Raw genomic sequence first — 19,679 nt, forward strand, 5'->3', positions numbered from 1 at the left:
GGGCCGGCCTTTGCCAGATGATCGAGCGTCCGGTTTTCGTCGAAGCGCGCCATCTCCACCGCATATTCCACCGGCAGGCCCTGTCCGTCGACCTTCAACGATCCGTCCGCCTCTTCGGTGATCGCGACGACCCGGTGGTAGATCTGTGGCGCCAGCGGCCGGTTGATCCGGATTTCCTCCTCGCAGGCCGCCTTACGTTTCTCGAGCGTCGAATAGTCGAGGAAGGGAAACTGCACAGCCCGCTTGATCTTCAGCGCTCGCTTGCCTTCGAGAAAGACCGAAGCTGCGTGCGTGTCGACCCGCTTCACGCCCGGATGCCTGCCAGAATCGGAGAGCGCCGCAAAGATCCGGTCCTGGGTCGCAGAATCGTCTGTCATTCCCGCTGGCACATCCAGATGCGTCGGAAGGCGGCCCGTCCGCCGACCAAGGTAACCCTTAGAAGCAGATCGCGGCCAGTCCTTGACGTCGGTTAACCCCTGTTACTGGTGAACTGGACGAGGTTCCCTTGGCTTGACCAGGATCAAGCATCCGGGCGAACGCGGGCGTATTCTGACGACCAAGGAGAATCCCGATGCCCATCAAGGATGTCTTTCTGCCGCTTGTCGGCCAGCCCCGCGGATCGGCCCTGATTGCGATCGAGAAATGCGTGGCCGTCGCCGCCGACCTCGGCGCCAGGATCACGGGGCTCGCGCTCGAGGAAGACATTTTCGAGCGGCCGAAGGTGATGCTGTCTCATGATCGCGATTCCGCGGAGGCCGGCGTTTCGCGTGAGGCGAACGAGACGCAGCAGCTCCTCGATGCCTTCACCAGCGCGGCGTCCCGCGCCAACATTCGCGCCCAGAGCAGAACGGGCAAGGTACCGGCGGACCAGATCGCGGCGATCCTGGCCGAGCATGCCCGTTTCAGCGATCTCACGCTGTTTCCCGTGAAGCCGCACGACAGCCGAACGGAGCACATCATCGAAACTCTCCTGTTCGAATCCGGGCGGCCGCTGCTGCTCTGCCCGGAGCAGCGTGCGGAGCAGCTGCGGCCGGAATTCGAGAACGTCATGATCGCCTGGGATCATTCTGCCCGCGCTGCGCGTGCGGTCGGCGACGCTTTGCCCATTCTTCAGGCTGCCACCGTGGTCCGCGTGGTGACGGTCGCAGAGGACAAGGCTGACGCTGTCGCGCAATCCGGCGCGGCTCTCGTCGACCATCTGAGAGAACACGGGGTCTATGCCTCCTTCGAAACGGTGACCGGCAACGGCAGCTCGATCGGCAAGGTACTGGGAAGTTGGGCGAATTCCCATGGCATGGATGCCATCGTGATGGGCGCCTACCATCATTCACGCCTGAACGAGATCGTGTGGGGCGGTGTGACAAAGACCGTCATTGGCCAGCCACCATGCTGGGTTATGATCTCGCACTAGGCTCGCCAATTTTCCCGGCCTGATCGTCAACCATCGGAACCGCCGTTGACCCGGCGCATTTGCTTTCATGTCAACCTATCGTCTCAACAATCTGCTGGCGCCGCGTTCAGTTGCGCTCGTTGGCGCGAGCGCCCGTCCGGTCTCAGTCGGACGCGCCGTTCTGGAGAACATTCACAAGGCCGAATTCAAGGGGCGCTTCGGCCTCGTCAATCCACGCCATGCCGAAATCGGCGGCGTCGCGGCGGTGAAGAGCCTGGACAGCTTGGACTTCGTGCCCGAGCTCGTGGTCATCACCGCGCCGGCGCGCGAGATTCCCGGTATCATCGACCAGGCCGGGCGTCGCGGATCGGCGGGCGCGCTGATCGTCTCGGCCGGGCTCGGCCACGGACCGGGCTCTCTGCACGAGGCTGCAATCGCGGCGGCCCGCAAATACGGCATGCGGCTGATCGGACCGAATTGCCTCGGCATCATGATGCCCGGGGTCAGCCTGAATGCCAGCTTTGCCGCGCACATGCCGGGGGCGGGCAGCCTCGCGCTGATCTCGCAATCGGGCGCGATTGCTGCCGGCATGGTCGACTGGGCTGCACAGCGCGGCGTCGGCTTTTCCGGCATCGTCTCCATCGGCGATCAGATCGACGTCGATATCGCCGATCTGCTCGACTATTTCGCGATGGATCACAAGACTCGCGCGATCCTGCTCTACATCGAATCCATCAAGGACGCGCGCAAGTTCATGTCGGCAGCGCGTGCCGCCGCGCGCGTGAAGCCCGTCGTCGTAGTGAAGTCGGGGCGCATGGCGCAGGGCGCAAAGGCGGCCGCCACGCATACCGGCGCGCTCGCCGGCGCGGACGCGGTCTATGACGCGGCGTTCCGCCGCGCGGGTGTCCTGCGGGTCTCCGATCTGCGTGAGCTGTTCGATTGTGCCGAGACGCTCGGCCGCGTCGAATCGCCGACGGGAAAGCGTCTCGCCATCCTGACCAACGGTGGCGGCATCGGCGTCCTCGCCGTCGATCGATTGGTCGAACTCGGCGGAATCCCGGCGACCATCTCGCCGGAGGTGCGCAAGACGCTCGATGCGGCCCTGCCGCCGACCTGGTCCGGTGCAAATCCCGTCGACATCGTGGGCGACGCCGACGCCTCGCGCTACGCGGCGGCGCTCGAGGTGCTGCTGGCCGATCGCGACAATGACGCGGTGCTGGTCCTCAACGTGCAAACGGCGATCGCCTCGGCCGCCGAGATTGCCACGACCGTGACCGAGCTCGTCGCTAAATATCGCGAGAAGCACCGCCGATGGGCCAAGCCCGTATTGGCCGCCTGGGTCGGGGCCGATCAGGACATCATCCAGGCGCTTTCCGGCGCCGGTATGCCCAACTATCCGACCGAGGACGACGCCGTGCGCGGCTTCATGCATCTGGTCCGGCACCGAGAAGTGGTGGAGGAGCTGAGCCAGGTTCCTCCCGCGATGCCCGATACGTTCGTGCCGGATGCCCGGGGGGCGAGGCAGATCGTCACCGCCGCGATCGCCGATGGCCGTGAATGGCTCGAACCGGTCGAGATCAGGCACCTGCTCGAAGCTTACGACATCGCCATGGTGCCGACCTATGCGGCGACCGATGTCGAGCAGGCGGTGGCCTATGCGAAGGAAATCTTCGCGCAGGGCGGCACCGTGGTGCTGAAGATCATGTCGCGGGACATCATCCACAAATCCGATGTCGGTGGCGTCGTGCTCAATCTGACGACGCCGGAGGCCGTGCGAGCGGCCACCTCCGACATTCTCGCCCGGGCGAGAAAGCTGCGGCCCGAGGCCCGCATCGGCGGCGTCATCGTCCAGGCGATGGTCGTCAAGGCGAAGGCGCGCGAGCTGATCCTGGGCCTCGCCGACGATCCCACCTTCGGCACCGTCGTCGTGTTCGGCCGCGGTGGCACGGCGGTGGAGATCATCAACGACAAGGCGCTGGCGCTGCCCCCGCTGGACTTGCAGCTCGCTCGCGATCTGATCGACCGCACCCGCGTGTCGCGGCTGCTAAAGGCCTATCGTGATGTGCCGGCGGTCAAGCAGGACGCCGTCGCCATGGTGCTGGTCAAGCTGGCGCAGATGGCGGCCGACATTCCCGAGATCCGCGAATTCGACATCAATCCGCTGCTGGCGGACGAAACCGGCGTGACCGCGGTCGATGCCCGCGTCGCGGTCGGGCCGCCGCAACGAAAGTTCGTCGGCTCAGGCCCGGCCAATTTCGCCGTTCGCGCCTATCCGTCGCAATGGGAGCGGCGCCTCAAGCTCAAGGACGACTGGCGCATCTTCGTGCGGCCCATGCGCCCCGAGGACGAGCCGACCATCCACGAATTCCTGCGTCACGTCACGCCGCACGACCTTCGCCTGCGGTTCTTCGCACCGATGAAGGAGTTTACCCACGAGTTCATCGCGCGCCTGACCCAGCTCGACTATGCGCGCGCGATGGCCTTCATCGCCTTCGACGAGGCCACCGGCGAAATGGTCGGCGTGGTCCGGCTCCATTCGGATTCGATCTACGAGAGCGGCGAATACGCGATTTTGCTCCGGTCCGATCTCAAGGGCAGGGGGCTCGGCTGGGCCCTCATGCAGCTGATCATCGACTACGCGCGGTCGGAGGGACTGAAGATCATATCGGGCGACGTGCTCAAGGAGAACAGCGTGATGCTCGAGATGTGCCGGCACCTCGGCTTCGAGGTCAAGCCGGACCCGGCCGAGCCCGATATCTGCGACGTCAAATTGAAGCTGTGAGCGCGCCTGCTTCACGAGCGCGCTTCAGCCGAATTCGCCGCGGCGGATGATTTGGCCGTGGTCCGCAAATTCCTGATGATGATCGCGATCAACGGCACCAGCACCGGCACGATCGTGCTGAGCGGATGATGTACCGCGCCTGACACCTGGGCCTGGAGCGCGCGCGCCTCGAGCTGAAGGGCTTCGATGGAGGTGTCGTGAATTTCGTTGGCGAGCTCGATATCGCGGCCTGACGGAGCGCGGCCGGCGATTGCGAACAGAGCGGCCGCGATGGCGAAATTGACGGCGCCGAGGATGGCCGCCGCGGCAATCGCGCTCCAGATCTGCACCAGCGCGAAATAGGCCGACAGTTCCAGCATCAGAAGCCCGAACGCCGCGATCAGGGCCGCAAAGGCACGCAGGCCGAGGCCAACAAGCAGATGGCGCAGCCTGATGTCCGCGATGATCCTGTCGGTGCGCCACAACGCGCGCAGATGTTTGACCACATTCTCGGTATTCACCTAGTGTCTCCTCAGCATGAAGCCGACAACGACGCCGAGCGCGAAGGCGGAGGCGAGCGATGTGATCGGACGGTCCGCAATGAGACCCTGAAGCTGCGCCTGCTCTTCGTCCACGGTCTCGCCGAGCTCGGTCAGCGCCGCCCTGATCTGATGGGCGAGGGCCTCGGCGCGGTCCTTCGAGCTCTCGAACATTTCCTCGCCGGCGGTCCTCAGCAAGCGTGTGACGTCAACCTTCAGTGCCCGCAATTCTTCGCTCATCCTGTCTCTGTCGAACATGGACTTGATATCCCCATTGAATGGACGCAAGCCTAGGGCCCGCGCGCGCGATCGCGCTTGATTTGCGTCAATCGGGCAGCGCAGTTCAGCTCTTGAGACAGGTCAAGCGGGCCGCCATATGCTGGCCTAGAAATGCCGTCTGAATGGGGACCGATTGTCCCGATGAGGTGGAAGCGTGAACCACGAACCGCTGTTGCTCGCGACGCCGTCCGGCGACGTGCTGAACCTGCGCCCTGAAGGGCCCTGGACCGCCGCGAATGTGGTCACGCTCGAGACATTGTCCCGGTCGGTCGGTGCCGACGTCGATCGCTCGCGCGTCGTCACCCTGGACATGTCGGGCGTCAGTGCGCTCGACACGCTCGGTGCCTGGGTCCTGGAAAAGCTGTCGCGCAGGGCCGCAACATCGGGCAGGTCGGCCGAATTCGTCGGCGTCGCCGATCATTTCAGCGGGCTGCTGGATGAGGTGCGCCAGGTCAACCGCCACACGCCGGCCCCGACGGCTGCGCCCAATCCGGTGCTGGCGAGGCTGGGCGATCTCGGCAAGTCCACGGCCGACGCGCGGGAAGACGTCACGATCTTCCTGCAGATGCTCGGCGCATTGTTCATGGCCGTGATAGGCGTGCTGCGTCGGCCGCGTTCGCTGCGGCTGACCTCGCTGGTGTATCAGCTCTACCGCATCGGGTGGCAGGCGATCCCCATCGTCGCGCTGATCACCTTCCTGATCGGCGCCATCATCGCACAGCAGGGCTTCTTCCACTTCCGCAGGTTCGGCGCGGAGTCCTACACCGTCGATATGGTCGGCATCCTGGTGCTGCGCGAGCTCGGCGTGCTGATCGTCGCCATCATGGTCGCGGGACGGTCGGGAAGCGCCTACACCGCCGAGCTCGGCTCGATGAAGATGCGCGAGGAGATCGACGCGCTCTCGACCATGGGGCTCGATCCCGTCGACGTCCTGATCCTGCCGCGCGTTGCGGCCCTGGTCATTGCGCTGCCGATCCTCACTTTCATCGGATCGGTCGCCGCGCTCTATGGCGGCGGTCTCGTCGCGCAGTTCTATGGCGACATGGGGCCGGCGATCTACATCGCGCGGCTGCACGAGGCCATCTCCGTTACCCATTTCGAGGTGGGCATCCTGAAGGCGCCGTTCATGGCGCTGGTGATCGGAATCGTGGCCTGCAGCGAGGGCTTGCGCGTCAAGGGCAGCGCGGAGTCGCTGGGGCGGCAGACCACGACGTCGGTGGTGAAGTCGATCTTCCTGGTGATCGTGCTCGACGGCCTGTTCGCGATCTTCTTTGCCTCGATCGGAATGTGACGATGGACGTATCGCAAGACGAGTTCGCGATCCGCGTCCGTGATCTCGTGGTCGGATTCGGCCGCCAGACCGTGCTCGACCATTTGTCGCTCGACGTTCGCCGCGGCGAGATCCTCGGGCTGGTGGGGGCGTCCGGCGGCGGCAAGTCGGTGCTGATGCGCACCATCATCGGCCTCATTCCGCGCCAGGGCGGGACCATCGAGGTCATGGGCCAGCCCACAGGCGGCCACGGCCGCGGCGCAGCCACGACCTGGGGCATCCTGTTCCAGCAAGGCGCGCTGTTCTCCTCGCTGACGGTCCGCCAGAACGTCCAGTTTCCCTTACGCGAAAATCTTGTCCTGTCGCAGGAGCTGATGGACGAGATCGCGATCGCCAAGCTCGAGATGGTCGGCTTGCGCGCCCAGGACGCCGACAAATATCCGGCGGAGCTGTCGGGCGGCATGACCAAGCGCGTGGCGCTGGCGCGCGCACTCGCGCTCGATCCGCCGATCCTGTTCCTGGACGAGCCGACCTCCGGCCTCGATCCGATCGCCGCCGGCGATTTCGACGCGCTGATCGCGACGCTGCAAAAGACGCTGGGGCTGACCGTGTTCATGGTGACCCACGACCTTGCGAGCCTGACCACGGTCTGTGACCGCGTCGCCGCGCTCGCCGACGGCAAGATCGTGGCGATCGGCCCGATGCGCGAATTGCTGCAATCCGAGCATCCCTGGGTGCGCGCCTATTTCCACGGCAAGCGCTCGCAGATGCTGCAACACGAGATGAGATGAGACATGGAAACCCGCGCTCCCTACGTGCTGATCGGCAGTTTCGTGCTGGCCGCGATCCTCGCGGTGTTCGGCTTCGTCTATTGGCTGAACAACACCGGCGGCATCGGACCGCGCACGAACTACCACGTGCAATTCCAGGGGCCGGTCCCGGGCCTCCTGGTCGGCGCCGGTGTGCTGTTCAACGGCATCCGTGTCGGTGAGGTGACCCAGCTCGCGCTCGCGCCGGATAACCCGCGCTTCGTCAATGCGACGATCTCGGTTGCGACCGCCACGCCGGTGCGTTCCGACACCAGGGTCGGCCTCGAATTCCAGGGCCTGACCGGCGTGCCGGTGGTGACGTTGGAGGGCGGGGTGATCGTTGCCAAATCCGGCGAGCCCGTGACCTTGATGGCCGACGCCGGCGCCGGCCAGAGCATGACGCAGGCGGCGCGCGATGCGCTGCGACGGGTCGACACGGTGCTTCAGGACAATTCCGGCCCGCTGAAGGACACCATCGCGAATTTCAGGACGTTCTCCGACGGCCTCGCGCGCAACACCGGCAAGCTCGACGGCATCATTGCGGGCCTGGAGAAGATGACCGGCGGTGGGACGCCCGCGCAGAAAATAACCTACGACCTGCGCACGCCGAAGAATCTCGGGCCGGCCGGCAAGACGCTCTCCGCTTCCCTGGCCATTCCCGAGCCGACCGCGGTCGCAATGCTGCAGACCCAGCGCATGCTGTTCGCGCCCGTCGGGGACAGACCGGGCTTTGCGGATTTCCTCTGGGCCGACAGCATTCCAAAATTGGTGCAGGCACGCCTGATCGACAGTTTTGAGAATTACGACATCGCCCACGCCCCCCTACGCACGACCGACCTCGGTCAGGCGGATTACCAGCTCCTGATCGACATCCGGCGCTTTCGGATCGCCACGGAGGGCGAGACACGGGTGGAGATCGAACTGTCGGCGCGGATCGTCGATAAGAACGGCAAGGTGGTGGCATCCCGCCTGGTCGAGACCAGCGAAAAGCTCGACAAGGTCGAGCCGGCCGCTGCAGTCGCCGCCTTCGATGCAGCCTTTGCCCGCATCGCCAAGGAGCTGATCGGGTGGAGCGTGCAGGCAGTGTGACGCCGTCTATTCCAGCGTCTTCAGGTAGGACAGGAGATCGTGGATCTGGTCCGGACTGAGCTCGAAGGCCGGCATGTCGTCGTGACCGGTGTAGATCCCTTCGGCCAGCGCCTCACCAAGGGTCTCGATCGGATAACGCCGGTGCAGCGTGCGTAGCGGAGGCGCGCCCTCGAGCGGGCTGTGGGAGACGCGGTCGATCGCGTGACAGCGTGCGCAATTGGCCCGTGCGAAGGCCTTGCCGCGTTGTTCGGCGGTCGGGGCCGCCAGCGCAGGCGTCATCAGAAGCAGCCCAATCAGGCCGTGACGCAGGGCAGCTTGCAGCATGGAAAGTGATCCCGTCGAACTCTGGAAGCAGAATATGACGGGGATGCCACTCAAATTTGATCTCTGTCAATTGGCTTTGGCGCAGTGCAGTAAAATGCACGGGCGCGGTGGACCCGACCCGGTGTCGGGAGCAGCCGGCGCGGGGAGCGGTGGATGAAGCCTTCCGTGGTCACGATTGAGCCGAACGGGCATTTTTGCAGCGATTGCGCCGTACGCGGAGCGGCGGTTTGTTCGTCGCTGGATGCGGCCGAGCTCAGGGAATTCGAGCATCTCGGCCGCCGCGTTCATTTTGACTCCGGCGAGACCGTGTTCTCCGAGGAGGACATGACGACCTCGTTCTACAACGTCCTCGAAGGCGTCATGCGGCTGTACAAGCTGCTGCCCGACGGCCGGCGGCAGATCGTCGGTTTTGCCTTGCCCGGCGATTTCCTGGGGATGAACATCTCCGGCCGGCACAATTTTTCGGCCGATGCGATCGGCGCGGTGACCGTGTGCCAGTTTGCCAAAGCGCCCTTCGGCCGCTTCATCGAGGACCGGCCGCAGCTGCTCAGGCGGATCAACGAGCTGGCCATCCGCGAATTGAGCCAGGCACGCGACCATATGGTCCTGCTCGGCCGACGCTCGGCCGACGAGAAGGTCGCGACCTTCCTGCTCGGCTGGCGGGAAAGGCAGGTCGCGCTCAAGGGTCTGTCCGACACGGTCCCGCTTCCGATGAGCCGTCAGGACATCGCCGACTATCTCGGCCTGACCATCGAAACCGTCAGTCGCACCTTCACCAAGCTGGAGCGTCACGGCGTGATCGAGATCATTCACGGCGGCATCAGCCTGCTCGATCCTGTCCGTGCCGAGGCGCTGGCCGCAGCCTGATAGCCCATCCGCAACGCCCCCGACGTTTTTGATCTCGATCAATGACGCTGGCCTGCTGCAGCAAAATAATGCCCCAGACCTTTGGGAGGGGATAATGCCCGCTGATGCGTTGCTGGTGACCATCGTCGTCGTCGCGATCTTCGTCGCATTCGCCCGCAGCTCTGGCTTGGGCAGACCGGCAAACCAGTGCAGGCCGGCTCGATCCGGATTCCAAGCGCTGACCTCCTGAGGTCTTGATCCGCTCAGACGCGCCAACAGCCGACGCTTGGCCGGCTTGGCCTTCGCCAGCGCCTCAACGCAAGCGCGGCTTGCGCTGCCTGCAACTCTGCATCGACCGGACCGCATCGGCGCATCCTTCGGATGCAGGCTTTCGGCTTGAACGCGGCCTTTTCGGGGCATTTGCCACAAATCGCGCGGGTGCTTTCCGGTTGAAAAGCCTGATAACGTTGACTACGCAGGAACCTCAGTGCCTCGCAGTCTTAGGAGCCCCGCGGCGTGCCTCAGGACAAGACCGGCGACCCCCGACAGTCGGCGGGCAATAAACTATCGGTCCTGCGCAAGCACCCGATCTTCGCGGATCTGGAGCCGGAAGCGCTCGATCAGCTTTGCCGCTACGCCAAGCACACCACCGTGAAGCGCGGCGCGACGATCGCTGCCAAGGGCGATCCCGGCAACAATCTGTTTGCGGTGATCACGGGGACAGTGAAGATTTCCTCCTCGTCGCCCGACGGACGGAACGCCATTCTCAATCTGATCGGTCCCGGAGAAATCTTCGGCGAGATCGCGGTGCTTGACGGCGCTCCCCGGTCAGCCGATGCGACCGCCAACACCAATTGCGAGCTCTACATCATCGATCGCCGGGACTTCCTCCCGTTCGTGAAGAGCCAGCCGGCGCTGGCGATGAAATTCATCGAGCTGCTCTGCGCCCGTCTGCGCTGGACCAGCCAGCAGGTCGAGCAGGTCATCCTGCAAAATCTGCCGGGGCGGCTGGCGAGCGCGCTGCTCGGTCTCACCGAGGAGCGCAAGTTCGACTCCGGCAGCGGCACGCTCGCCATCACGCAGCAGGAGATCAGCGAGATGGTGGGGATGACGCGCGAGAGCATCAACAAGCAATTGCGCGCCTGGGCCGGCCGCAACTGGGTTCGCCTCGAGCACGGCGCCATCGTCGTGCTCGATACGGATGCGCTGCGCGAACTCGCCGAGAGCGGCCTCGACGGCGAGTGAGCGCGTACGCCTAGCCATCGATGATGGCGACTGCGCGGGTCCAGCCCGCGGAGGCGCGTTCGATCTTCACCGGAAAGCACGAGACCGTGAAGCCGGTCGAGGGCAGCTGGTCGAGATTGTGCAGTTTCTCCAGATGGCAATAGCCGATGTGCCGTCCCGCCTTGTGGCCTTCCCAGATCAGGCCGGCATCTTTTGTCTCGGCATATTTCTTCGCGGTGTAGAGGAACGGCGCGTCCCAGCTCCAGCCGTCCGTGCCGGTCAGCCGCACCCCGCGTTCGAGCAGATACATGGTGGCCTCATAGCCCATGCCGCAGCCGGAATTGACGTAGTCGGCCTTGCCGAATTTGGCGCCGGCGCTGGTGTTGACGACCACGATCTCTAGCGGCGACAGCGCGTGCCCGATGCGCTTCAGCTCCTTCTCGACGTCCTCAGCACTCGCCACGTAGCCGTCGGGCAGATGCCGGAAGTCGAGCTTCACGCCGGGCTGAAAGCACCATTCCAGCGGCACCTCGTCGATCGTCCAAGACCGCTCGCCGCGGTTCATGGTCGGATGGAAGTGCCAGGGCGCATCGAGATGCGTGCCGTTATGGGTCGACAGCGAGACCTGCTCGACGGCCCAGCCCTGGCCATCGGGCAAATCCTGCGCCTTGAGGCCGTCGAAAAACTGCAGCATGCGCGGCAGGCCCTGCTGGTGATCGATGTACTGGATGGTCGGATGGTTGCCCGGCGGATCGGCCGTCACGTCGTTTCTGAGCGGCACCGAGATATCGATCAGCTTCCGCGGCATGGGCATTCCTTCGAAATAGTCCGCTGTTTCGGACATCTTGAGGGGCCTCTCTTGGTCGCGTCAAGTCACGTGCCGGCGACGCAAGCCGTCCCGCCGGCTTCCACGACGACGCGAATTGCGCCAGATTGATCGATGCAACTGCTGCATCGATCAATGCCGGATTTGGCTTGGACATGGAATGCCGCGCGCCCTAGGGACGACATTGGCGCTTGACTTCACACCTGAAGGGGAGCGACCCAAGGCGGCCTGCAGCCTGCCGACAACGACATAATCAACCCAGGAGGAAGCCCAGATGAAGACACTCACCGGTATCATCGCAGCCGTTGCATTGGTGCTCTCAGCGCCGCTGGCGACCGCACGCGACTTCCGCTCCGCCGACATCCATCCCGCCGATTATCCGACCGTCGAGGCCGTCAAGTTCATGGGCAAGCAGCTCGCGGCGGCGAGCGGCGGCAAGCTCGGCGTGAAGGTGTTTCCGAACGGAGCCCTGGGCTCGGAGAAGGACACCATCGAGCAACTCAAGATCGGCGCGCTCGACATGATGCGGATCAACGCGTCGCCGCTCAACAACTTCGTGCCGGAAACGATCGCATTGTGCCTGCCGTTCGTCTTCCGCGACACGCAGCACATGCGCACCGTCCTCGACGGGCCGATCGGCGATGAGATCCTGGCGGCGATGGAGCCCGCAGGCCTGGTCGGCCTTGCCTATTACGATAGCGGCGCCCGGTCCATTTACACCGTGAAGGCGCCGGTCAAGTCGCTCGCGGACCTGAAGGGTCTGAAGATTCGTGTCCAGCAGTCCGATTTGTGGGTGGGCATGATCCAGAGCCTCGGCGCCAACCCGACGCCGATGCCGTATGGCGAGGTCTACACCGCGCTCAAGACCGGCCTGGTGGATGCAGCCGAAAACAACTGGCCTTCTTACGAGTCGTCGCGCCATTTCGAGGCCGCCAAGTTCTACAACATCACCGAGCACTCCCTGGCACCCGAAGTTCTGGTGATGTCCAAGAAGGTCTGGGACACGCTGAGCAAGGAGGATCAGGCGATGGTCCGCAAGGCGGCCAAGGAATCGGTACCAGTCATGCGCAAGCTCTGGGACGAGCGTGAGCAGGCGTCCCGTAAGACGGTCGAGGCCGCCGGCGTTCAGGTCGTGACGATCGCCAACAAGGCGGAATTCGTCGACGCGATGAAGCCGGTGTACCAGAAGTTTGCGGGTGACGAGAAGCTGCAGGGCCTCGTCAAGCGTATCCAGGACACGAAGTAACGCCACAGCGTCGGGTCCGGCGTCGCCGCGAAGGCGACCCGGACCCTTGCAAGGAGACGCGGGAATGACAGACCCACACGTCGCAGACCACGAGCAGGGGGCGGTTGCCGTACGCCCGGCGACCGGCTTGCTGTCGCGCGTCAATGCCGTCGTCGCGCGCGCGGGCATGTATCTGTCCGTGAGCGGACTGCTCCTCATCGTCACCGTCGTGTTCTATCAGGTGTTCGGTCGTTACGTGCTCAATTCGAGCCCGACCTGGACGGAGAACCTTGCGCTGGTTCTCATCCTGTATGTCACGCTGATCGGCGCCGCCGTCGGCGTGCGCGATGCCGGACACATCGGCATGGACAGCCTGCTGGTGATGCTTCCGGATCACGCGCGAGAGAAGATCGAGCTCGTCATCCACGTCCTGGTGGCCGCGTTTGGCGTCGCGATGGCCTATAACGGCTGGATTCTCGGCGCATCCGTGGGGACCGTGAAGATTCCCAATCTCGGCCTCCCCGAGGTCATCCGCTACGTCCCGCTGATCGCCTCCGGCGTCCTGATCGTCTCCTTTTCAATCGAGCACATCATTGCTCTCCTGCGCGGCGAAGAGGTCGTCCCCTCATGGAACTGATCATCCTCGGCGCCACGTTCTTCGGCTTCCTGATCCTCGGCGTCCCGGTTGCCTTCGCGATCGGTCTTTCGGCGATCTGCACCATCCTCTACGAAGGTCTGCCGGTCGCCGTCATCTTCCAGCAGATGATGTCGGGGATGAACATCTTCTCGTTCCTTGCGATTCCCTTCTTCGTCTTCAGCGGTGAGCTGATGCTGCATGGCGGCGTCGCCGACAAGATCGTGCAGCTCGCCAAGAATCTCGTCGGTCACATCCGCGGCGGGCTCGGCATGTCGAACGTGGTCGCCTGCACCCTGTTCGGCGGCGTCTCCGGATCGCCCGTGGCCGACGTGTCGGCGATGGGCGCGGTGATGATCCCGATGATGAAAAAGGAGGGGTTCGACACCGACTACGCCGTCAATGTCACGACCCACGCTTCGCTGGTGGGCGCCTTGATGCCGACCAGCCACAACATGATCATTTATGCCCTGGCAGCCGGGGGCAAGGTATCGATCGGCGCGCTGATCGCCGCGGGCCTCCTGCCGGCAATCGTGTTGATGGCGTGCATGCTGGTCGCCGCTTATGGCGTTGCCGTGAAGCGCGGCTATCCGGCCGGCAAGTTCCCGGGCTGGGCCGAGGTTTTCCGCTCGCTCGCGGCCGCGCTGCCGGGCCTTCTGATCGTCGGCATCATCCTGGCGGGCATCCTGTCCGGCGTCTTCACGGCAACCGAATCTGCCGCCGTCGCGGTCACCTATACGATGCTGCTGACGTTCTTCATCTACCGCACCATGACCTGGAGCAACTTCCTGCGCGCCGCCGCCAAGGCGGTGAAGACGACGGGCGTGGTGCTGCTGCTGATCGGCGTCTCCACCATGTTCCAGTATCTGATGGGGCTGTACGAGGTGGCGGACCTCGCCGGCGACCTGATGAGCAAGGTCTCCACGCAGCCCTGGGTCATCTTCCTGCTCATCAACGTCATCCTGTTCGTGCTCGGCACGTTCATGGACATGGCCGCGACCATCCTGATCTGCACCCCGATCTTCCTGCCGATTGCGATGAAGGCGGGCATGGATCCGGTGCAGTTCGGCATGCTGATGCTGATCAATTGCGCCCTCGGGCTGAACACCCCGCCGGTCGGAACCACGCAGTTCGTCGGTTGCGCCATCGGCGGCATTTCGGTGGGCGCGGTGATGCGCACCATCCTGCCGTTCTACGCCGCGCTGATCGCAGCACTGATGTTCGTGACCTACGTCCCTGCATTCTCGCTGTGGCTGCCCCGCCTGCTGATGGGTTACAAGGGCTAGCAGCTACAGGAGAAGCCATCAGTGACTGACTATCGCAAGCTCTTTGATCTCACCGGCAAGACGGCCGTGGTGCTCGGCGCCGCGTCGGGCATCGGCAAATCGTCGGCCGAGGCGCTGGCTGGGCTCGGGGCCCGCGTCGTCTGCGCCGATCGCGCGCTTGACGCCGCGGAGGCGACCGCCGCCGGGATTCGCGACAAGGGCGACTGGGCGGAAGCAGCCAGCTGTGACGCCGCGAGCGCTGCGGACGTCAATGCGCTGGCCAAAACCGTGATGCAGAAATTTGCCCGGCTCGACATCGCGGTGACCACGCCCGGGCTCAACATCCGCAAGACCATCCTCGACTACACCGAGGAGGACCTCGACCGTGTCCTCAACCTCAACGTCAAGGGCACGGTGTGGTTCTTCCAGGCCTTCGGCCGCATCATGGTCGCGCAAAAGGGCGGCAGCATCATCGCCTGCTCGTCGGTGCGCGCCGTGACCATCGAGCCTGGCCTCGGCGTCTACGGCTCAACCAAGGCGGCCATCGGCCTGCTGGTGAAGGGCTTTGCCTCCGAGGTCGGCCATGCCGGCGTGCGCGTCAACGCGATCGCGCCGAGCATCGCCGAAACCGCGCTGACCGGCCCGTTCAAGCAGCGCCCCGACATCTACAATCTCTACGCCGGCCACACCGTGTTCAACCGCTGGAGCAGCGCCGACGAGGTCGCGACCGCAGTGGCCTATCTTGCTTCGGATGCCGCCAGCTATGTCAGCGGCAGCACGCTGTTCGTCGATGGCGGCTGGACCGCCGTCGACGGCCCGCCGACAGGCCTCACCCAGCTGCACAAATAGGGCGTCATCGGCTTTAGCCGGTAAAGCCAGCGCGCTGGCGCAGGTCCTTCCGATCTGCGCCGGTCAGCAACGCGATCAGCGCGGCCGCCTCTGTCGGATGCGCTGCCCGCATTGTCACGCCGGCCGTATACATCGTCACGAGTTCGCAGCCGGGCGGCAGCGCCCCTGACAATGCAATGCGGTCTGTCGCGATGATCTCGGTCGCCTGCGTGCATCCGATCGGCTTTGCCGCGCCAGATGCCGCGAGCTCCCGCATCGCGGTTGCACCGTTCGGAAATATCTTCAGGCGCGATGCCACCTCATAGCCGATGCCGAGCTGGTCCAGCACTTTTGCGAAATGCTGGCCCGCGGTCGAGGCCTTGGTGTCAGGGACATAGATTGCATCGGCGCCGCGCAGCACCCCGCGCAGATCGGCCTCGGTCTTCACCGTCACCTTGGCATCGCGGCTGCGGACCGCCAGCGCGGTCTCGACCCGGCCGACATCCGTGATCGATGAGGGGACGACGAGCTTCTCCTCGGCCAGCCTCGCAAGCAGCGCCTGCGTCAGGATCACGAGATCGGCCGGCGTGCTCGCGCGCAGCTTGTCCGCCATCACGCCGACCGCGCCGAACTCGCCGTCGATACCGAGGCCGGTTTGCGCCTTGAAAGCCTCGGTAACGCCGCGCACCAGGCCTTGTGCCGCGCCGCCGCTCAAAACGTTCACTGTCGTCAAGGCGCACGCTCCATCGCTGCAATGATCTTGTCGCGCGTGATCGGCAGGTCGCGCACACGCACGCCGAGGCAATCATACACCGCATTGGCGATCGCCGCCGTCACCGGGCCGTGCGCGGCTTCGCCGGCGCCGACCGGCTCGATCTCCGGCCGCTGGATGATCTCGACGTCCACGGCCGGCACCTCGCTGAAGGTCAGGATCGGATAGTCCGTCCAGGAGGTCGAGGTGATGCCGGTGCGGTCGAACCGGACGCGCTCCTTCAGCACCCAGCTCGTGGCCTGGATCGCGCCGCCCTCGATCTGGTTGACCACGCCGTCCGGATTGATGGCCTCGCCGACGTCGACTGCAAGCGTCAGCCGCTTGACGCGGATGTCGTCGGTGCCCTCGATCTCGGCAATCGCAGCGCAATAGGCGCCCATGTTCTTGTAGCGGGCAAAGCCGACGCCGTGACCGATGCCGGGCTGCTTCTGCGGCTTCCATGCGGCGCGTCGCGCCGCAGCGCTGATGACATCGTGCGCCCGCTCGTCACGCAAATGCCGCAGACGGAACGCGATCGGATCTTCGCCGCGCAGGGCAGCGATCTCGTCGAGCAGGGACTCGATGGCGAACACGTTGCCTTGCCCGCCCAGCGTCCGCAGCGCCGAGGTGCGCACCGGCATGGTCAGCAGCCGGTGGCTCGTGATCGTCCAGGCCGGGAAGTCGTAGAGCGGGACGGAGTTGCGGTCGCCGCCGCCGCCATTGGCGGCCGGCGGGTTTGTCGAGATCATGCGGGGATAGGGATTGGCGATCTCGGTTGCGGCAAGCAGCGCCGGCTGCGCCGCGCGTCCCGGCCTTGCTGCATGGCCGTTGCTCCAGATCGCGTGGCGCCAGCCGGCGATCTCGTTGCCTGCATCGAGATCGGCCTCGATCTCGATGGCCATCGCCGCCCCAAAGGGCGCGTGGGACATCTCGTCGTGCCGTGACCACTGCACGCGCACCGGACGGCCACCGGCCGCCTTCGCCAGCAGCACGGCGTCGAGCGCGACGTCGTCGGCCGCATTGTGTCCGTAGCAGCCGGCGCCCTCGATGTGCTCGACGACGATGTTCTCGGCCGGCAGCTTCAGCACGATCGCGAGATCGGCGCGCAGGAGGTAGACGCCCTGGCTGTGCGTCCAGACATGGACACGGTCACTATCCCATCGGCCGATGGCGCAGGACGGGGCAATCGAGGCGTGGGCGATGTAGGGGCGGGTGTATTGCCGGCGGAGGGTCTGGACGGGCTTGCGCGACGGCTCCGCCATCCTGGTGTCGATGATGCTGCTCTCGACCGGCTGGCTCTTCAAAAAGCCCGCCAGATCGTCTTCATCGGGCAGCGGCTCGCCGGCCGACCATGTCGCGCTCTTGCGCAAGGCCTTGAGCGCTGCGTCCGCGGCCGCCTCGTTGTCGGCGACCACGCCGGCAAAGCCGCCGTCGCGGACGATCGCAATGAGGCCGGGGACTGCGCGTGCAGCCTCCTCATTCAGTGCGATCAATTTGGCGCCCGAGATATCCGGCCGCAGTACCCGTCCGTGCACCAGTCCCGGCAGCGCAAGGTCGTGGATGAAACGCGGCCGCGCGAACACCTTGTCGGGAATGTCGACACGTTGGACCGAATGTCCGGCGACGGTGCGCCCGGCGGCACTCTTCGCTGTCGGGCCTGCGGTTGCGTCGTGGTCGAGCGAGACCTCGCCCATCAACTCCCAATAGCTGGTCCTGACATTGCCGGGACCCAAGATGGTGCCGTCATCGATATCGAGCAGCGCGGCATCGACGCCTAGACGTTCCGATGCCGCACGAAGGAAGCGCTGGCGCACCTCGGCACAGACCTGACGCAGCGCGCGGCCGGACTGCTGGATCGAGAGACTGCCGGAGGTGACGCCTTCGTTCGGGCTCGTCGCCGTCGAGGCACGGATCATGTCAACGCGGCTGATCTCGACATCGAGCTCGTCCGCCGCGATCTGCGCCAGCGCCGTGACGATGCCCTGGCCGATCTCGACCTTGCCGGGTGAGATCGCCACACGGCCGCCATCGGTGAACCGCACCCAGGACGACAGCTTGGGATTGGCCACGAGGCTCACCGGCAGCTTCGGGGCAGGGGACGACGTGCTCATGATGCCGCCATCTCTGCTGCCGCATGCAGCACGGCGCGGACCATGCGGTTGTGCGATCCGCACCTGCACAGATTGCGATCGAGCGCCGCTCTGACCTCCGCCTCCGTCGGGGACGGATTGCGCTGCAGCAGCGCCGCCGCGCTGATCAGGATCCCCGCGACGCAATAGCCGCACTGCATCGCCTGTCCGGCGATGAAGGCACGTTGCAGCGGGTGCGGCTGCTCCACTGTCCCGAGGCCTTCCACCGTGACGACGTCCTTGTCCGCGACCGACCACATCGGCATGTCGCAGGAGGTCATCGCGCGGTCACCGACCATGACGTGACAGGCGCCGCACTCACCGGCGCCGCAGCCGAAATGGGCCCCCGTCGCGCCGAGACGGCCGCGCAGCACATCGAGCAGCGTCTGATGGGGATCGGAATCCACGGTCGTGGCTGCGCCGTTGAGCCGGAATTGAATGGTCGGCATGATCGCTCTGCGGCCTCAGGACTTGTCGAACTTCTTGACGACGTCGGCCCATTTCTCGATGTCGCCGCGCAGGAATTTGTCGAACTGTTCCGGCGTCATCGACATGGGCACGGCGCCCTGTTCTGTCCAGAGCTTGACGATGTCGGGCCGCTTCACCATTGCGTTGACGGCGGCATTGAGCTTATCGATCACGGGCTTCGGTGTGCCGACCGGCGCCATCAGGCCGAGCCAGATGGTCGCCTCGTAGCCTGCTACACCGGCTTCGCCTGCTGTCGGCACGTTCGGCAGCACGGTCGAACGCTGCTTGCCGGTGGTTGCGAGCGCGCGAACTTGATTTTCGCCGATGTTCGGCGCCATCGCCGGCACCGCGTCGATCATCATCTGCACCTGTCCGCCGATCACGCCGCTGCGTGCCTCGCCGCTGTTGCGATAGGGAACGTGCACGACATCGAGGCCGGCCATGGCTTTGAACAACTCGCCGGCCATGTGGTAGGGCGTGCCCTGACCGGAGGAGGCGTAGTTCAGCTTGCCCGGCTGCGCCTTGGCGAGCGCGATGAACTCGGCCAGCGTCTTCGCCGGGACTTGCGGGTTCACCACGATGACAAGATCGGAATAATTCACCGGCGCGATCGGCGCGAGGTCGCGCATCAGCTCATACTTGCGCTTGTCCGCCGTCAGCAGCGATTCATTCGCGGTCTGGGTGTTGGACATCATCAGCAGCGTGTAGCCGTCGGCCGGCGACTTCGCAGCTTCGACCGTGCCGATGACACCGCCGGCACCGGTGCGGTTCTCGACCACGAAGGGCTGACCAAAACTCTCCTGGAGCACGTTGCCGATCAGCCGGGCGGCGACGTCGGCCGGCCCGCCCGCGCCGAACGGCACGACAATCCGGACCGAATGGCTGGGATAATCCTGCGCGAATGAGGGGGCTGCGGAGACTACGGCAAGCAAGCCGGCCGCCAATGCCAGCACGGATCGTCGGGCGATCATGCCCACCTCCCTGATATCGTTCTTGTTGGCCGGCACTGTAGCGGCAGGGAA

At 65.1% G+C, this 19,679-nt stretch carries 19 protein-coding genes and 1 pseudogene; 11 read left to right on the forward strand and 9 right to left on the reverse strand.

From position 1 onward, the window contains the following. A pseudogene (locus IC66_RS0107330) lies at window positions 1-377 on the reverse strand (DNA-binding protein); the annotation flags it as partial. Between the two features lie 194 nt (window positions 378-571). Between IC66_RS0107330 and IC66_RS0107335 the strand changes: the two are divergent. Continuing rightward, window positions 572-1,411: a universal stress protein gene (locus tag IC66_RS0107335; protein ID WP_038947180.1), complete on the forward strand. Its 840-nt coding sequence runs from the start codon at window positions 572-574 to the stop codon at window positions 1,409-1,411. A 67-nt stretch (window positions 1,412-1,478) separates the two neighbouring features. After that, window positions 1,479-4,172, forward strand: a complete 2,694-nt coding sequence (locus IC66_RS0107340; protein ID WP_038947181.1) for a bifunctional acetate--CoA ligase family protein/GNAT family N-acetyltransferase — start codon at window positions 1,479-1,481, stop codon at window positions 4,170-4,172. 11 nt (window positions 4,173-4,183) lie between these two features. Here the strand turns inward: IC66_RS0107340 and IC66_RS0107345 are convergent, their stop codons facing one another. Further along, a complete protein-coding gene (locus IC66_RS0107345; RefSeq protein ID WP_038947182.1) occupies window positions 4,184-4,672 on the reverse strand; it encodes a hypothetical protein in 489 nt (162 codons plus the stop codon). After that, a complete protein-coding gene (locus IC66_RS0107350; protein WP_038947183.1) occupies window positions 4,673-4,948 on the reverse strand; it encodes a hypothetical protein in 276 nt (91 codons plus the stop codon). A 175-nt stretch (window positions 4,949-5,123) separates the two neighbouring features. On the opposite strand from IC66_RS0107350, the gene IC66_RS0107355 reads away from it, so the two are divergent. Genes IC66_RS0107355 through IC66_RS0107365 form a run of 3 tightly spaced genes read left to right on the forward strand, consistent with a single transcriptional unit; the run spans window position 5,124 to window position 8,137 of the window. Then, complete coding sequence (locus tag IC66_RS0107355; RefSeq protein WP_028142570.1) at window positions 5,124-6,260, forward strand: ABC transporter permease; 1,137 nt, start codon at window positions 5,124-5,126, stop codon at window positions 6,258-6,260. Window positions 6,261-6,262: 2 nt separating this feature from the next. Then, window positions 6,263-7,030, forward strand: a complete 768-nt coding sequence (locus IC66_RS0107360) for an ABC transporter ATP-binding protein (protein ID WP_038947184.1) — start codon at window positions 6,263-6,265, stop codon at window positions 7,028-7,030. A 3-nt stretch (window positions 7,031-7,033) separates the two neighbouring features. After that, on the forward strand, window positions 7,034-8,137 hold the full coding sequence (locus IC66_RS0107365; RefSeq protein ID WP_038947186.1) for an ABC-type transport auxiliary lipoprotein family protein: 1,104 nt from the start codon (window positions 7,034-7,036) through the stop codon (window positions 8,135-8,137). A gap of 6 nt (window positions 8,138-8,143) precedes the next feature. On the opposite strand, the gene IC66_RS0107370 is transcribed toward IC66_RS0107365, so the two are convergent. After that, on the reverse strand, window positions 8,144-8,461 hold the full coding sequence (locus IC66_RS0107370; protein WP_028142567.1) for a c-type cytochrome: 318 nt from the start codon (window positions 8,459-8,461) through the stop codon (window positions 8,144-8,146). 153 nt (window positions 8,462-8,614) lie between these two features. Here IC66_RS0107370 and IC66_RS0107375 point away from each other — a divergent pair, with 153 nt between their 5' ends. Both IC66_RS0107375 and IC66_RS0107385 read left to right on the forward strand, forming a co-directional pair. Next, window positions 8,615-9,328, forward strand: coding sequence for a helix-turn-helix domain-containing protein (locus IC66_RS0107375; RefSeq protein ID WP_028142566.1), 714 nt, complete (start codon window positions 8,615-8,617; stop codon window positions 9,326-9,328). A 495-nt stretch (window positions 9,329-9,823) separates the two neighbouring features. Further along, window positions 9,824-10,552: a Crp/Fnr family transcriptional regulator gene (locus tag IC66_RS0107385; RefSeq protein ID WP_028142565.1), complete on the forward strand. Its 729-nt coding sequence runs from the start codon at window positions 9,824-9,826 to the stop codon at window positions 10,550-10,552. A gap of 10 nt (window positions 10,553-10,562) precedes the next feature. On the opposite strand, the gene IC66_RS0107390 is transcribed toward IC66_RS0107385, so the two are convergent. Continuing rightward, window positions 10,563-11,339 (reverse strand): cyclase family protein, encoded by a 777-nt coding sequence (locus IC66_RS0107390; RefSeq protein ID WP_028142564.1) that lies wholly within the window; start codon window positions 11,337-11,339, stop codon window positions 10,563-10,565. A gap of 292 nt (window positions 11,340-11,631) precedes the next feature. Between IC66_RS0107390 and IC66_RS0107395 the strand changes: the two genes are divergently transcribed. The 4 genes from IC66_RS0107395 to IC66_RS0107410 all read left to right on the forward strand — a co-directional run bounded on the left by IC66_RS0107395 (window position 11,632) and on the right by IC66_RS0107410 (window position 15,330). Next, the gene (locus tag IC66_RS0107395) at window positions 11,632-12,603 is read left to right on the forward strand and encodes a TRAP transporter substrate-binding protein (protein WP_028142563.1); all 972 of its coding nucleotides are present in this window, start codon (window positions 11,632-11,634) and stop codon (window positions 12,601-12,603) included. Window positions 12,604-12,667: 64 nt separating this feature from the next. Next, window positions 12,668-13,219, forward strand: a complete 552-nt coding sequence (locus IC66_RS0107400; RefSeq protein ID WP_028142562.1) for a TRAP transporter small permease — start codon at window positions 12,668-12,670, stop codon at window positions 13,217-13,219. Further along, window positions 13,210-14,502, forward strand: a complete 1,293-nt coding sequence (locus IC66_RS0107405) for a TRAP transporter large permease (protein ID WP_028142561.1) — start codon at window positions 13,210-13,212, stop codon at window positions 14,500-14,502. The genes IC66_RS0107400 and IC66_RS0107405 overlap by 10 nt, the downstream gene beginning before the upstream one ends. Before the next feature lie 21 nt (window positions 14,503-14,523). Continuing rightward, entirely contained in the window at window positions 14,524-15,330 is an 807-nt protein-coding gene (locus tag IC66_RS0107410) for an SDR family NAD(P)-dependent oxidoreductase (protein WP_028142560.1), read from the forward strand. Window positions 15,331-15,343: 13 nt separating this feature from the next. On the opposite strand, the gene IC66_RS0107415 is transcribed toward IC66_RS0107410, so the two are convergent. Genes IC66_RS0107415 through IC66_RS0107430 form a run of 4 tightly spaced genes read right to left on the reverse strand, consistent with a single transcriptional unit; the run spans window position 15,344 to window position 19,628 of the window. Continuing rightward, a complete protein-coding gene (locus IC66_RS0107415) occupies window positions 15,344-16,042 on the reverse strand; it encodes a molybdate ABC transporter substrate-binding protein (RefSeq protein WP_028142559.1) in 699 nt (232 codons plus the stop codon). Next, complete coding sequence (locus IC66_RS0107420; protein ID WP_038947188.1) at window positions 16,039-18,171, reverse strand: xanthine dehydrogenase family protein molybdopterin-binding subunit; 2,133 nt, start codon at window positions 18,169-18,171, stop codon at window positions 16,039-16,041. The genes IC66_RS0107415 and IC66_RS0107420 overlap by 4 nt, the downstream gene beginning before the upstream one ends. Continuing rightward, window positions 18,168-18,638, reverse strand: a complete 471-nt coding sequence (locus IC66_RS0107425; RefSeq protein WP_038947189.1) for a (2Fe-2S)-binding protein — start codon at window positions 18,636-18,638, stop codon at window positions 18,168-18,170. The genes IC66_RS0107420 and IC66_RS0107425 overlap by 4 nt, the downstream gene beginning before the upstream one ends. Before the next feature lie 15 nt (window positions 18,639-18,653). Then, window positions 18,654-19,628, reverse strand: coding sequence for a tripartite tricarboxylate transporter substrate binding protein (locus tag IC66_RS0107430; protein WP_038947190.1), 975 nt, complete (start codon window positions 19,626-19,628; stop codon window positions 18,654-18,656). Window positions 19,629-19,679: the final 51 nt, after the last annotated feature.

Origin of the sequence: Bradyrhizobium genomosp. III (genome assembly GCF_000261705.1) — a bacterium.
Classification (GTDB): Bacteria; Pseudomonadota; Alphaproteobacteria; order Rhizobiales; family Xanthobacteraceae; genus Bradyrhizobium; species Bradyrhizobium ottawaense.

What these genes read in the sequence shown, in the direction of transcription:
- IC66_RS0107335 (WP_038947180.1), top strand. Translation starts at nt 572, where the DNA reads ATGCCCATCAAGGATGTCTTTCTGCCGCTTGTCGGCCAGCCCCGCGGA.
- IC66_RS0107340 (WP_038947181.1), top strand. Translation starts at nt 1,479, where the DNA reads ATGTCAACCTATCGTCTCAACAATCTGCTGGCGCCGCGTTCAGTTGCG.
- IC66_RS0107350 (WP_038947183.1), bottom strand. Translation starts at nt 4,948, where the DNA reads ATGTTCGACAGAGACAGGATGAGCGAAGAATTGCGGGCACTGAAGGTT.
- IC66_RS0107360 (WP_038947184.1), top strand. Translation starts at nt 6,263, where the DNA reads ATGGACGTATCGCAAGACGAGTTCGCGATCCGCGTCCGTGATCTCGTG.
- IC66_RS0107365 (WP_038947186.1), top strand. Translation starts at nt 7,034, where the DNA reads ATGGAAACCCGCGCTCCCTACGTGCTGATCGGCAGTTTCGTGCTGGCC.
- IC66_RS0107370 (WP_028142567.1), bottom strand. Translation starts at nt 8,461, where the DNA reads ATGCTGCAAGCTGCCCTGCGTCACGGCCTGATTGGGCTGCTTCTGATG.
- IC66_RS0107375 (WP_028142566.1), top strand. Translation starts at nt 8,615, where the DNA reads ATGAAGCCTTCCGTGGTCACGATTGAGCCGAACGGGCATTTTTGCAGC.
- IC66_RS0107390 (WP_028142564.1), bottom strand. Translation starts at nt 11,339, where the DNA reads ATGCCGCGGAAGCTGATCGATATCTCGGTGCCGCTCAGAAACGACGTG.
- IC66_RS0107395 (WP_028142563.1), top strand. Translation starts at nt 11,632, where the DNA reads ATGAAGACACTCACCGGTATCATCGCAGCCGTTGCATTGGTGCTCTCA.
- IC66_RS0107400 (WP_028142562.1), top strand. Translation starts at nt 12,668, where the DNA reads ATGACAGACCCACACGTCGCAGACCACGAGCAGGGGGCGGTTGCCGTA.
- IC66_RS0107405 (WP_028142561.1), top strand. Translation starts at nt 13,210, where the DNA reads ATGGAACTGATCATCCTCGGCGCCACGTTCTTCGGCTTCCTGATCCTC.
- IC66_RS0107420 (WP_038947188.1), bottom strand. Translation starts at nt 18,171, where the DNA reads ATGAGCACGTCGTCCCCTGCCCCGAAGCTGCCGGTGAGCCTCGTGGCC.
- IC66_RS0107425 (WP_038947189.1), bottom strand. Translation starts at nt 18,638, where the DNA reads ATGCCGACCATTCAATTCCGGCTCAACGGCGCAGCCACGACCGTGGAT.
- IC66_RS0107430 (WP_038947190.1), bottom strand. Translation starts at nt 19,628, where the DNA reads ATGATCGCCCGACGATCCGTGCTGGCATTGGCGGCCGGCTTGCTTGCC.